Source organism: Clostridium budayi (assembly GCF_055396605.1).
Map to the genome: position 1 here is coordinate 2,928,970 of NZ_AP042456.1, position 13,847 is coordinate 2,942,816.

The window sequence follows — 13,847 nt, forward strand, 5'->3', positions numbered from 1 at the left end:
GGTGTATACGGACAATTATTTTTTTGTCCTCCCACTTAATTAAAAGATTAGTTTATAAATTAAATATTAAACTAATTTTTCTACTTGATTAAAATCTAGCTCAGCTAATGTTTCTCTACCGAACATATCAACTAAAGCTTTAATTTTTTGTTTTTCAAGGTTTATCTCTTGGATTGTAGCTACGAATTCTCTAAGCGGTCCAGAGATAACTCTTATGCTTTCACCAACTTCAAGATCTGTTTCCATAGGTAATTCTACAACTCCCATTGATTCAATCTCGTAGTCAGTAAGGGGAACTGGTTTAGATCCAGGTCCTACAAATCCAGTTACGCCTCTTGTGTTTCTAACAACATACCAAGATTCGTCTGTCATTAACATTTTGACAATTACATATCCTGGGAACTTCTTTTTAAGAGAAACTTTTTGCTTTCCATCTTTCTCTTCAATTACTTCCTCCATTGGTATTTGGATGTCATGAATTAAAGATTCAAGATGTCTATTTTCAACAACTTTCTCTATATTAACTTTGACTTTGTTTTCATATCCAGAATACGTATGTACTACGTACCATCTTGCATTTTCACTCATATTAATCGGTGATTAACACCCAAACCTCCTTTACTTAAGTTTCAAAACTACCTGAAAGAGGTTTTGAAAAATATAATCTAGTCCACCAACTAGTATAACATATACTATAGTGAACCCAAGAACTGCAATCAATGCTTTTTTTGTTTCTTGTTTTGATGGCCATGTTATTCTTTTGAACTCAGCCACAACATTTTTAAAAAATTGAATTACTCCACCTTTTTTAGCTGAAGTATTCTTTGCATTTGAATTATTACCAGCCATAGCCTCACATCCTTATTATATTGTAAGTCTGTGTCTTTACTTAATCGCTAACTATTTAGTTTCTCTATGAAGAGTGTGCTTTTTACAGAATTTGCAGTATTTTTGCATTTCTAATCTGTCTGGGTTATTTTTCTTATTCTTCATTGAGCTATAGTTTCTTTGTTTACACTCTGTGCATGCTAAAGTTATCTTTACTCTCACGGTCTGCACCTCCAGTTTTAAATATATATTCTAAGAGGATTTGACACCTCTTACTTTATCTATTTTTGTGACTTTATGAGTTACTTTCTCACATTATCACAATTTATTTAAACTGTCAATAAAATGTCCTTGGTAAAGGACTAGGTAAATTACCCAGTCCTTCTTAAAGTATTTTTGACAAATTTAATCTATTTAATTCAAATTGTTATTATATTTTAATAGATGATTATTCTATTATGCTAGTAACAACTCCTGAACCTACAGTTCTTCCACCTTCTCTGATAGCGAATCTTAATCCTTCGTCCATTGCTACTGGAGTGATTAATTCAACGTTCATATCTATGTGGTCTCCTGGCATTACCATTTCCATTCCTTCTGGTAATTTGATTGATCCTGTAACGTCAGTTGTTCTGAAGTAGAATTGTGGTCTGTATCCATCGAAGAATGGAGTATGTCTTCCACCTTCTTCTTTCTTAAGTACGTATACTTGACCTACGAACTTCTTGTGTGGGTTAACTGTACCTGGTTTAGCAAGTACTTGACCTCTTTCGATTTCTGTTCTTTGGATACCTCTTAAAAGTACTCCAACGTTATCTCCAGCTTGCGCTTCGTCTAATAACTTTCTGAACATTTCGATTCCTGTTACTACAGTCTTCTTGATTTCTTCTTTGATTCCTACGATTTCAACTTCTGCTCCAACAGTTAAGATACCTCTTTCAACTCTTCCTGTTGCAACTGTTCCTCTACCAGTGATTGTGAATACATCTTCGATTGGCATTAAGAATGGCTTATCTGTTGCTCTTTCTGGAGTTGGGATGTAGCTATCTACTGCTGCCATTAATTCGTCGATGCAAGCTGTTGCTTCTGCATCAGTTGGGTTTTCTAAAGCTCTTAAAGCTGATCCTGTTATTACTGGAATATCATCTCCTGGGAAGTTGTATTCGCTTAATAATTCTCTGATTTCCATTTCTACTAATTCTAATAATTCTTCATCATCAACCATATCTGCTTTGTTTAAGAATACTACGATGTGGTCAACTCCAACTCTTGAAGCTAGTAGGATGTGCTCTCTTGTTTGAGGCATTGGACCGTCTGCTGCTGAACAAACTAAGATAGCTCCGTCCATTTGAGCAGCTCCTGTGATCATGTTTTTAACATAGTCAGCATGTCCTGGACAGTCAACGTGAGCGTAGTGTCTGTTGTCTGTTTCGTATTCAACGTGAGCTGTGTTGATTGTGATTCCTCTTTCTTTTTCTTCTGGAGCCTTATCAATTTCGTCATATTTGAATGATTCAGCGAATCCCTTGTTAGCTAATACTGTTGTAATAGCTGCTGTTAATGTAGTTTTACCGTGGTCTACGTGACCTATTGTTCCAATGTTAACGTGTGGTTTACTTCTTTCGAATTTTGCTTTTGACATTATAAATTCCTCCTTATCACTCTAATAAACCTTGCCTAGTGTTTTCTACTTTATTTGCGTTCTGGAGCTCACGATCGGGATTGAACCGACGACCTCCGCCTTACCAAGGCGACACTCTGCCAACTGAGCTACGTGAGCACTCATCGTGTGAGTTTTCTTTAATATACCAATTATAAAGTTTACTATCATTTTTTTTGTTTGTCAACAAAAATTAACTACTTTAGATCTAAGCATTTTTCAAGTTTTCTTTTTACTCTTTGTAATGCATTATCTATAGATTTTGCATGCCTATCAAGATCGCATGCAATCTCTTGATATGATTTACCATCAAGATACGAATTTAGTACTTTAAGTTCTAACTTAGATAATACTTTTTCTATTTCATCTTCTATTCTAATTTTTTCTTCTTGGCTTATAACAAGTTCTTCAGGGTCAGTTATCTTCAATCCTGCTAATACATCTAGGAGAGTTCTTTCTGATTCTTCCTCATATATAGGTTTGTTAAGCGATATATATGTGTTTAGTGGAATGTGTTTCTGCCTTGTTGCAGTCTTTATAGCCGTAATTATTTGTCTTGTAACACAAAGCTCTGCAAAAGCTTTAAATGTTGAAAGCTTATCGGGGTTAAAGTCTCTAATAGCCTTATAAAGCCCTATCATTCCCTCTTGATATATATCTTCCCTATCAGCTCCAATTAAAAAATATGATTTTGCCTTTGTTTTTACAAAACTCTCGTACTTATTTATTAAATACTCTTGGGCTATTACATTTCCACCTTTAGCTTCAATAGCTATTTCTTCATCATTTTTTTCCTCAAACTCTAAATATTTCGTCATAGAATACCCACCATTCTCCACATATTCCCCTCTTTAATAATCCCTTGTCATACTTGATATTATACATTAGTAAATTAAAGTAAGTCAACAAACCTAATGACTCCTACGCATTTCTTCAAGTTTCATAAGTATATCTTCATTTATATTATCACCAATGTGATTTTTTTGAGAAGTTATATTTTTTTGAGTCTTTACTCTTATTTTATCCTGTACTTTTATTACTTCATTATAAAATTCTAGAGATGACATTCTAACAGCACCTCTTTGGAATATAGTTTGCTGTTCTAACCAGTCTGATGTAACAACATAAACCTCATATCTCCTTCCTATATTGTGAACTTCTTTCTCAATATAGGCATCTGCTGTTTCTCCATCCTTTGTGAAAACTATAGATAGATTTTTGTTTATTTCTTCTTTATTTTCTATATTGCCTGCTACTTTGTATCCATCGAATACTAATATTACCTTACAATTATTATAGCTACCATAATTATGAAGCACATCCACTAATCTATCTCTAGCTCCATCAAAACTTACATTCTTTAATTCTTTTAAATCTGGCCAGCAATTTAAAACATTATATCCATCTATAAATATTATTTTCACATTTCATCCCTCTTTTATTTCAATCTACCCTTTAGTACTTCATACATCATTATACCACCAGCAACTGATGCATTTAAAGAATTTATTTTTCCAATCATAGGAATTTTAACTAATTTGTCACACTTTTTAAGAGTTAATTTTGATATTCCTCTTCCTTCGCTTCCTATTATTAATGCACATGGTCCACTAAAATCTACTTCATAGCTATACTCTTTTCCTTCTATATCAGCACCATATACCCATATGCCTTCTTCTTTTAATTCATCTATTGTAGCATTTATATTAGTTACTTTTGCTATTTTTACATGTTCTACAGCACCAACTGATGATTTATATACAGTAGGAGTAACTCCAACATTTCTTCTCTTTGGAATTATAATACCATGTACTCCACATGTTTCCGCTGTTCTTATTATTGATCCTAAATTGTGTGGATCTTCTAATTCATCCAGTATAACTATAAATGGGCTTTCTCCTTTTTCTTTTGCTGAATCTAATATATCTTTAACTTCAAAATATTTATAAGGAGTTATAACTGCTATTGCACCTTGGTGTACTTCCCCGTTTGACATAGAGTCTAATTTCTTCTTATCAACTTCTTTAATTACAACTCTATTTTCTTTAGCTAAACTTAGGATAGCATTTATTGATCCTTCTCTTTGACCTTTTGTAACATATAATGCTTCTATTGTCTTGTCACTTTTTAAAGCTTCCATTACAGCATTTCTACCAATTATTAAATCTTCTCTTACTGATTCTACTGTATTATTTCTTTCTATATTTTCTCTAGCTGGCTTTTCATACATTCTTCTTGTTTCTTTATATTCTCTTTTTTCTCTTACTGGCTTTTCAAATTTATTTATAGCATTTTTGTCTTCTTTAAATCTGTTTGATCTATTATCATCTCTTCTTCTGTTTCTATTTGTTTTCTTTATTCTTGTCATATTATATGGCTCCTTAAATTTATATTATATATATATTATTTTTTACAAGTCTCTATACTTTTATTAAATACAAACTCTAGTCTTTCAGTATCATTTATTAAATAAAGATATCCAACTAATGCTTCAAACCCTGTTGCCATTCTATAATCTCTTACGTCAGCATTTTTAGGAACTGTAGCTGATTTTGCATTTCTTCCTCTTTTGAATATATATGATTCTTCTTCGTTTAGTAAATCTTCTATATTATGCATTATATCAGATTGACCTTTTGCTTTAACATAGTTTATAGCTTCTCTATGAATCTTATGAGCTGATAATTCTGTATTGTTTGCAATTACATATCCTCTTATAAATACTTCATAAACTGCATCACCTATTAATGCTAATTGAAGAGGATTTAATCTTCTAGCTTCATCCTTTGTAAATTCTCTTGTTCTAAAATTTTCTAACATAATAGTTCTCCTTTAAATAAGGGCTGCACTTAACGCACAGCCCTTTTTAATTAATTAACCTTTTTCCATCTAACCCCTTGTGGAGTATCTTCAAGGACTATTCCTCTGTCCTTTAAATCATCTCTTATTTTATCTGCAAGAGCAAAATCTCTATCTTTTCTTGCTTGTTGTCTTTGTTCTATTAAAGCTTCAACTTCAGCAGCTAAATCTCCACCTTTAGTTGATTCTTGTAGCATTCCAAGTGGTGCTCCAAGTTCTCTTATTAAGGCTAAAGCTCCCTCAGCTAATTCTTTTGATGATTCAGAATTTACATTTGTATTGATGTCTTTTATTAAATCAAATATTGCAGTTATTGCATCTGCTGTATTGAAATCATCATCCATCTTTTCAATGTATTTTTGTCTATACTTATCTAAGCTCTTTAAGTATTTTTTTTCTTCGTCATTCATTTCTACTCTTGAAACTTCATCAATAAGATTTTCAAGATTTCCTATCGCATTGTACATTCTTTCAACTGATGCTTTAGCTGAATCTAATAAATCCTTGCTATAGTTTAGTTGAATTCTGTAATGACATGATAACATTAAGAATCTAATTACATCTGAGCTATATTCTTTTAATACATCTCTTGCTGTAAAGAAGTTATTTAATGACTTAGACATCTTTTTATTATTTACATTTACATATGCTGAATGTAACCAATAATGAGCAAATGGTTCTCCTGTTAATGCTTCACTTTGTGCTATTTCATTTTCATGATGAGGGAACGCTAAATCCATACCACCTGCGTGAATATCTATTGTATCCCCTAATATATTCTTTGCCATACATGAACATTCTATGTGCCATCCTGGTCTTCCTTCTCCCCATGGGCATTTCCATGCTGGTTCACCTGGTTTCTTTGCTTTCCATATAGCAAAATCCATTGGATCTTTCTTTCTTTCATCTACATTTATTCTAGCTCCTGCTTGAAGATCCTCTAAGTTTTGTCCTGATAACTTTCCATATCCTTCGAACTTCTTAGTGCTAAAATATACATCTCCATCTACTTCATAAGCATATCCTTTATCAATTAATTCTTTTACGAACTTAATTATTTCATTCATATACTCAGTTGCTCTTGGATTAACTGTAGCTCTTTCTATGTTTAGGGCATCTGCATCTGTATAGTATTCAGATATATATTTGTCACCAACTTTTTTAACTGAAGTACCTTCTTCATTTGCTCTCTTTATCATTTTATCGTCTATATCTGTAAAGTTTTGAACAAATTTAACTTTATATCCTCTGTATTCAAAGTATCTTCTTATAGTATCAAAAACTATAAAAGTTCTACCATTTCCTATATGGAAGAAGTTATATACTGTAGGTCCACAAACGTACATCTTAACTTCTCCTGGTGTTATAGGTACAAATTCTTCTTTCTTTCTTGTAAGCGTATTATAAAGCTTCATTCTATTTCCTCCTAACTATCTTAGTTTTAGGTTGTTTTTTGCGAATTCTGCTCTGACTCTATCTTTAACTTCTTCTATTTTTATAGTTTCATTTTCTCCGCCAGCTCTTAATTTAAATTCAACTTCTCCGTCACCTATTTTCTTACCTACTGTAACTCTCATTGGTATTCCCATAAGCTCTGAATCTTTAAATTTAACCCCTGCTCTTTCTTTTCTATCATCTAGAAGTGCATCTACTCCAATTGCTCTTAATTCTTCATATATTTCTGTTGCTATTCTCATTTGATCTTCATCTTTTGAGTTAACAGCAACTACAGATACATGATATGGAGCAACTTCTAAAGGCCATATGATTCCATTTTCATCATGATGTTGTTCTATTATTGAAGCAACTGTTCTTGTTACTCCGATTCCATAACAACCCATTATGAATGGTTTTTCCTTTCCGTCTTCATCTATAAATTTAGCATTCATAGCTTCTGAGTATTTAGTTCCTAGTTTGAAAATGTGTCCTACTTCAGTTCCTCTTGCTATTGCAACTTCTTTTCCACATCTTGGACAAGCTTCACCATTTTCAACATTTCTGAAATCTCCAACTACACCTTCAAATTCTCTTCCGTAGTTAACTCCTGTTAAATGGTATCCTGTTTCATTAGCTCCAACAACCATATTGTACATGTTTGAAACTTCTTCATCTACTAATAATAAGTCTACTCTTAATCCTACTGGACCTGCAAAACCTGTTTCTGCATTAGTAGCTCTCATTACTTCTTCGTGAGATGCTAATTCTATATCCCCTGATGCATTAGCTGCATTAGCAACCTTAACTTCGTTAACTTCTCTATCTCCTCTAACTAAAACACCAACTAACTTTCCATCTACATTGTATATTAAAGTTTTTACTGTTTTCTTAGGAGAAACTTTTAAGAATTCTGAAACTTCTTCAATAGTTCTAACATTTGGAGTTTCTACTTTTTGCATAGCTACTAATTCTTCTGCTTCAGCTTTTTCTGCAACTGCTTCAGCTTTTTCAATGTTTGCTGCATAGTTACATTCTGTACAGAATACTACATCATCTTCTCCAACTTCTGATTTAACCATAAATTCAGCTGAATTTGATCCACCAATCGCTCCTGAATCAGCTTCAACACATTTAGCATCTAATCCACATCTGTTAAAGATATTTACATAAGCATCATGCATTTTATTATATGCTAAATCTAATCCTTCTTGATTCTTATCAAAGCTATACGCATCCTTCATTATGAATTCTCTTGATCTCATTACCCCGAATCTTGGTCTAGTTTCATCTCTATACTTTGTTTGGATTTGGTATAAATTTAATGGTAGTTGCTTATATGATTTTATTTCATTTCTCACAATGTTTGTGAAAACTTCTTCGTGTGTTGGTCCTAGACAAAATTCTCTAGCATTTCTATCAGTTACTCTAAACATTTCAGCACCATAAGCATCCCATCTTCCTGATTCTTGCCATAATTCTGCTGGTATTATAGCTGAAGCTAAAAGTTCTTGAGCTCCTGTATTATCCATTTCTTCTCTTACTATATTTTCAACCTTTTTAAGGACTTTTACTCCTAAAGGTAAGTGATTATACACTCCTGATGCCATCTTTCTTATTAATCCTGCTCTAAGCATTAATTGATGACTTGCTATTTCTGCTTCTGCTGGAACTTCTCTTAAAGTTGCAACTAACATATTAGACATTTTCATAATATTTTTCCTCCTAATTTTCAATAATTTAATATACAAAAAAGCCGCCCTATATTAACTATAGGGCGACTAACAAATCGCGGTACCACCTAAATTTCTTTCTTTAAATAATGATAACGGTATTAAACCGATAGTTTTTTCCTATTACTCCGAAGCTGGTTCAAAATCTATTTGAGAATCTTACAGCCTATGAATTCTCTCTCTTAAAGTGGCGATTTCTACTATTCTTCTTCATAGTTTTTAACTAATATAAAATTATACTTTACTCATTATAACTTTTTAAAAATTTACTGTCAATATACTCTATTTACTGTAATTTATCTGCTAAATATTCAGCTAAAACTAAATCTTCTGGTGTTGTTATTTTTATATTAGTATACTCACCATCATATAAAAATACTTTATGTTTAAACATCTCAACTACCATAGTATCATCAGTAACTTGTATATTTTCCTCTGAAACCTTCTTATGACATTCTAATATAAGATTATAATCAAACACTTGTGGAGTTTGAACCGCTATAAGTTCTTCTCTCTTTAACGTTTCCTCAGAGAATGAATTATTATCTTTTATCTTTATTGTATCCTTTGGCATAACTCCTGGTGCTGCTGCTTTAAACTTTTTAGCACTTTCTATACCTTCTTCTATTATTTTATTAGACACAAATGGTCTTGCGCCATCATGTATTAAGACAATATCAGTGCCTTTTAAAACCTTTAGCCCATTTAAAACTGAATCTTGTCTTTCTTTTCCGCCTTCTACTATTTTGTCAACTGATAGCTCATACTTTTCTAATATCTCTTTTTTGCAATATTCAATCTCATCTTTAGGAAGAACTAATATAATCTCATTAATTAAATCATTTTCTATAAATTTTTTAAGAGTGTAATAAAGAATTGGTTTTCCTTTAACTTCAATAAATTGCTTACTTACTGAAGCTCCCATTCTTTTACCTCTTCCACCTGATAAAATTATAGCACTATTCATTATCTTAGCCTCACTTTAATTGTCTTTAGGTCTTGCAAATATCATTCTTCCTGCAGCAGTTTGAAGTACAGATGTAACTATAACTCCAATTGTTTTTGTCATATATTTTCTTCCGCCTTCTACTACTATCATAGTACCATCATCTAAATATGCTACCCCTTGGCTTGCTTCTTTTCCGTCTTTAACAACTTCTACTGTCATTTCTTCACCTGGTATAACAACTGGTTTAATAGCATTTGAAAGCTCGTTTATATTTAAAACTGGTACACCTTGAACTTCTGCAACCTTATTTAAGTTATAATCATTAGTTACAACTTTACCATTTAAAGTTTGAGCAAGTTTTAAAAGTTTAGCATCTACTTCTGCAATCTTTGGGAAATCTCCCTCCCAAATTTCAGTTTCTATTTCTAATTCTTTTTGAATTTTATTTAGTATATCTAATCCTCTTCTACCTCTAGTTCTCTTAAGGGAATCTGATGAGTCAGATATATGTCTTAATTCATCTAGAACAAAGTTTGGTATAACTAATGGACCTTCAACAAATCCTGTTTCACAAATATCAAAAATTCTTCCATCAATTATTACAGAAGTATCTAATACTTTAGGAATTGTTTTACCTGCCTTTTGTGATGCTTTAGCCTTTTTATCTTTTGAAATTTTTTCTTTAGATAAATTAACTTTTTTCATAGATGTTATAACATTATTTATATCATCCTTTTTTACAACCATTATTCTCATACCAATTACAGCACTTAATAGATTTAATAATACATAGAAAATTGAACCTATTAGACCCATATCATTTAATGGTCTAGCTACAAAGAACATAATTATTAAAGCTATAACAGCTCCAACGGATCCATATATTATCTCTGCTATAGTGAAGTTTTTCATATTTTTTTCTGTATATTCTATAAGGTCATAAATTAAATTGTAAATCATCGGAGATACTAAATAAAATATAATACCAAATAATAAAGAAATAAAAATAAGAAATAATACCGGACCAACTGTACCTGATAGGTAGCCTATCTCTCTTACAGTTTCAATTTTCAACACTGAATCTCCAATTATATAACCAAGTAACAGCCCCATTATTGTAAAAATGCCTCTAATAAATTTTTTAAACATCCTTTTTCACCTCCTTATTAAATTGTTGCCATTTTTATTATATAACATTCCTATCGTTTATAAAAAATTAAACGATATCTTCTTTTAATTATAGCATATTAAAATCTTCCCTTAAATGAAGATTTTCTTAAAATAATTAATGATATTATATTATTGAAAATACCCCCTATATTTTTAAATTAATCTATTATAATATTAGATTAAAGCTTAGGAAAAAGAATAATTATTCACTTGAATGTACATTGACAAATATTGCCTAGTAATTTTATAATTAATTTAGACACATAAATATCAGCGAGGAGTTGAAACTAATGAAAGATATTATTTTTGATGATTTTCAAGACTCTGTAAACGGTTCATTATTAAGGCATAAAAGTATTCTTGATACACTAAGTAAATATACCGAATCTAATGCCAGAGTTAATAGGGCTGTTATAAAAGCTGTCACTACTTGTGGATGCATAAAGATAAATGCTAGCAAACAGTGTCTGCCAACAGATGAAGATTCATTTGAAAATCTTACTGATTGCTTTAAAAATCATATTGAAGGAGAATTATGTGATAATTGTCGTGAAGTAATTGAGCGTGAAATGGGTAATAACCTTTTTTACCTTACATCCCTTTGCAACGTTTTAGACATAAACCTATATGATGTTTTACTAAAAGAAAATGACAAAGTTACTACACTTGGTAAATTTACATTTAGATAATATATACTATTGAGAATAAATTTAAAAGCGATATCTTACTAAGATATCGCTTTTTTATATTTAAATATATTTTATAATTCTACTTTTAATGAAATTTGCTCATTCATCCTTCTAAGTCCATTTTTTATAGCCTTAGCTCTCGCTTCTCCAATTCCATCTACTTTATCTAAATCATCAATATCTGCTTCAATTATTTTATTAAAGCTTTCAAATTGATTTATTAAATTATCTCTAACAGTTGATGGTATTCTAGGGATTTTACTAAGCATTCTATAACCTTTTGGTGATATTAATGTATCTACTAATGGTGCATAACCATATCCTAATACTCTAGCTATAGACTCTAAATCTATAAGCTCTTCAGATGTTAGATTTTGAATATTATTATATATTTCTTCGTAATCTTTATCTGCTTCAATGTAATCTCTTATTAAATATATTCCATCTCTTTCTATATTTTTAATAAGCTCATTTAATTGCATTGAGATAAGTCTCCCTTCATTTCCAAGCTCTAATATATAAACTCTTATCTCCTCAACAATTCTCATAACCATTTCAGTTCTTTGAATTGCTGTAACAACATCAAAAAGCGTTGTTAAGTCTTGGAACTCTAAAAGATTTAAATTATTTATTACTCTTTCAAGTACTGAAACATATTTTTCTAGAGTTTGAATAGCTTGATTTGATCTTCCAAGTATCACACTACTATCTCTTAATACATATTTCATTTCACCTTTGTAAACAGTTATTATATTTCTTCTTTGAGATATAGCAACAACTATTCTTCCAGTTTCTCTTGCAACTCTTTGTGCAGTTCTATGTCTAGTTCCTGTTTCAAATGTAGGAATTGAGGCACTAGGCACTAATTGTGCATTTGCGCATACAATCTTTTTTAAGTCTTTACTTAATACAATTGCACCATCCATTTTAGCTAATTCATAAACATACGCAGGAGAGTATTCTGAATTGATTGTAAAGCCACCATCTACAATTTTCATAACATCTTCATCATCTCCAAGAACTATAAGTCCTCCGGTTTTTGCTCTTAGAATATTTTCAAGTCCTTCCCTTAATGGAGTGCCAGGACACATGATTTTTAATATATTTTTGATTTCAACATCTCTTTCTAACCTCATATATTCACCTATTCTCCTAGAATATCTTACTTATTGCTTCTCTTATGTTATTTATGCCTATAATATTTATCGATTTATTCATTACTTTATCTTTATTTCTAAATGGTATTATCGCATTTTCAAATCCCATCTTTTCAGCTTCATTAACAAGTCTTTCTACTGATGATATCGGTCTTATTTCTCCAGTTAATCCAACTTCTCCAATTACAAGTACTTTAGGAAGCTTTATTCCTTTACCTTTCATACTTGATAAAAGTGCTATTGCAACTCCAAGGTCTGCCATTGTTCCATCTAAGTTAAGACCTCCAACTACGTTCACATACACATCATGATTATAAAAAGGTATTCGTAGTTTTTTCTCTAACACTGCAAGTATTAAACTCAACCTTTGATTATCAAGCCCTACTGCTGTTCTTCTTGGCATTACTGCTTTAGTTTCAGTAACTAACGCCTGAACTTCTACAAGTATTGGTCTAGTTCCTTCCATTATTCCAATTACAACTGAACCTTCTTGATTAAATGTTGTGTCTTCAAGGAATATACTTGAAGGGTCATATATTTCAACAAGTCCTTCTTGTCTCATTTCAAATACACCAATCTCACTTGTAGTTCCAAATCTATTTTTCATAGTTCTTAAAATTCTAAACTCTTCTGTTCTTTCACCTTCAAAATAAAGTACTGTATCTACCATATGTTCTAACACTCTAGGTCCTGCAAGCTCTCCTTGTTTAGTAACATGTGCTACTATAAATAACGGGATATTTTTTTGCTTACCAATTCTCATCATTTGATTAGAACATTCCTTAACTTGTGATACACTACCTGGAGCAGATGTAACGCCTTCTTTATAGACAGTTTGAATAGAGTCAATTATAACAAATTTAGGTTGAAGTTCATCTATGTATGCTTCTATTGTATCTAGGTTGGTTTCTGACACAATATATAATTCATTAGATGCAACACCTAACCTATCGCCTCTTATTTTTATTTGCTCTTCAGACTCTTCACCTGATACATATAATACTTTCCCATACTTTTTTGCAATATTGTTTGCAGTTTGAAGTAAAAGCGTTGACTTACCAATACCGGGATCACCTGAAATTAGAGTTAATGAACCTTTTACAAGCCCACCTCCAAGTACTCTATTTAATTCATTTATTCCTGTATCATATCTTTCTTTTTCTCCGGATTTTATATTTCCTATACTCTTTGGCATATTTTCTGGAGTAAGTCTTTTTACTATATCATTTTTAGCCTGAACTTTATTATCTCTTACTTCTTCAACAAATGTATTCCATGAATTACAAGATGGACATTTTCCTAACCATTTTGCAGATTCATACCCACATTCTTGGCAAATAAATATTGATTTTATCTTCGCCATTAAAA

The 13,847-nt window shown here is 31.3% G+C and carries 15 protein-coding genes, 1 tRNA gene and 1 other annotated feature; of the genes, 1 reads left to right on the forward strand and 15 read right to left on the reverse strand.

The window, feature by feature from the left end:
* Positions 1-66: 66 nt before the first annotated feature.
* From nusG to ACZ5TJ_RS14270, 13 genes are all read right to left on the reverse strand, one after another.
* Positions 67-588: a transcription termination/antitermination protein NusG gene (nusG, locus tag ACZ5TJ_RS14210; protein ID WP_039312769.1), complete on the reverse strand. Its 522-nt coding sequence runs from the start codon at positions 586-588 to the stop codon at positions 67-69.
* A gap of 30 nt (positions 589-618) precedes the next feature.
* Entirely contained in the window at positions 619-849 is a 231-nt protein-coding gene (secE, locus tag ACZ5TJ_RS14215) for a preprotein translocase subunit SecE (RefSeq protein WP_464200487.1), read from the reverse strand.
* 51 nt (positions 850-900) lie between these two features.
* Complete coding sequence (gene rpmG / locus ACZ5TJ_RS14220; RefSeq protein WP_039312763.1) at positions 901-1,050, reverse strand: 50S ribosomal protein L33; 150 nt, start codon at positions 1,048-1,050, stop codon at positions 901-903.
* A 226-nt stretch (positions 1,051-1,276) separates the two neighbouring features.
* Positions 1,277-2,470 (reverse strand): elongation factor Tu, encoded by a 1,194-nt coding sequence (gene tuf, locus ACZ5TJ_RS14225; protein WP_464200489.1) that lies wholly within the window; start codon positions 2,468-2,470, stop codon positions 1,277-1,279.
* Positions 2,471-2,532: 62 nt separating this feature from the next.
* Positions 2,533-2,608 (reverse strand) — tRNA-Thr (locus ACZ5TJ_RS14230).
* 77 nt (positions 2,609-2,685) lie between these two features.
* The gene (gene sigH / locus ACZ5TJ_RS14235) at positions 2,686-3,306 is read right to left on the reverse strand and encodes an RNA polymerase sporulation sigma factor SigH (protein WP_464200490.1); all 621 of its coding nucleotides are present in this window, start codon (positions 3,304-3,306) and stop codon (positions 2,686-2,688) included.
* A 93-nt stretch (positions 3,307-3,399) separates the two neighbouring features.
* Positions 3,400-3,912, reverse strand: coding sequence for an NYN domain-containing protein (locus tag ACZ5TJ_RS14240; protein ID WP_464200491.1), 513 nt, complete (start codon positions 3,910-3,912; stop codon positions 3,400-3,402).
* A 14-nt stretch (positions 3,913-3,926) separates the two neighbouring features.
* Entirely contained in the window at positions 3,927-4,856 is a 930-nt protein-coding gene (gene rlmB / locus ACZ5TJ_RS14245) for a 23S rRNA (guanosine(2251)-2'-O)-methyltransferase RlmB (protein ID WP_464200492.1), read from the reverse strand.
* Between the two features lie 35 nt (positions 4,857-4,891).
* Entirely contained in the window at positions 4,892-5,308 is a 417-nt protein-coding gene (locus ACZ5TJ_RS14250) for a Mini-ribonuclease 3 (protein ID WP_039312754.1), read from the reverse strand.
* Between the two features lie 50 nt (positions 5,309-5,358).
* A complete protein-coding gene (gene cysS, locus ACZ5TJ_RS14255) occupies positions 5,359-6,762 on the reverse strand; it encodes a cysteine--tRNA ligase (protein ID WP_464200493.1) in 1,404 nt (467 codons plus the stop codon).
* Positions 6,763-6,777: 15 nt separating this feature from the next.
* Positions 6,778-8,493, reverse strand: a complete 1,716-nt coding sequence (locus ACZ5TJ_RS14260; protein WP_464200494.1) for a proline--tRNA ligase — start codon at positions 8,491-8,493, stop codon at positions 6,778-6,780.
* A 58-nt stretch (positions 8,494-8,551) separates the two neighbouring features.
* Positions 8,552-8,737, reverse strand: a binding site (T-box leader).
* Positions 8,738-8,800: 63 nt separating this feature from the next.
* Positions 8,801-9,481 carry a 2-C-methyl-D-erythritol 4-phosphate cytidylyltransferase gene (gene ispD / locus ACZ5TJ_RS14265; RefSeq protein WP_464200495.1) on the reverse strand — a complete coding sequence of 227 codons (681 nt, stop codon included), beginning with the start codon at positions 9,479-9,481 and terminating at the stop codon, positions 8,801-8,803.
* A 15-nt stretch (positions 9,482-9,496) separates the two neighbouring features.
* Positions 9,497-10,612: a PIN/TRAM domain-containing protein gene (locus ACZ5TJ_RS14270; protein WP_464200496.1), complete on the reverse strand. Its 1,116-nt coding sequence runs from the start codon at positions 10,610-10,612 to the stop codon at positions 9,497-9,499.
* A 311-nt stretch (positions 10,613-10,923) separates the two neighbouring features.
* Here ACZ5TJ_RS14270 and ACZ5TJ_RS14275 point away from each other — a divergent pair, with 311 nt between their 5' ends.
* Positions 10,924-11,322: a nucleoside triphosphate pyrophosphohydrolase family protein gene (locus ACZ5TJ_RS14275; RefSeq protein WP_045726313.1), complete on the forward strand. Its 399-nt coding sequence runs from the start codon at positions 10,924-10,926 to the stop codon at positions 11,320-11,322.
* A 71-nt stretch (positions 11,323-11,393) separates the two neighbouring features.
* On the opposite strand, the gene disA is transcribed toward ACZ5TJ_RS14275, so the two are convergent.
* Positions 11,394-12,458, reverse strand: coding sequence for a DNA integrity scanning diadenylate cyclase DisA (gene disA / locus ACZ5TJ_RS14280; RefSeq protein WP_464200497.1), 1,065 nt, complete (start codon positions 12,456-12,458; stop codon positions 11,394-11,396).
* A 16-nt stretch (positions 12,459-12,474) separates the two neighbouring features.
* On the reverse strand, positions 12,475-13,842 hold the full coding sequence (gene radA, locus ACZ5TJ_RS14285; RefSeq protein WP_039312733.1) for a DNA repair protein RadA: 1,368 nt from the start codon (positions 13,840-13,842) through the stop codon (positions 12,475-12,477).
* Positions 13,843-13,847: the final 5 nt, after the last annotated feature.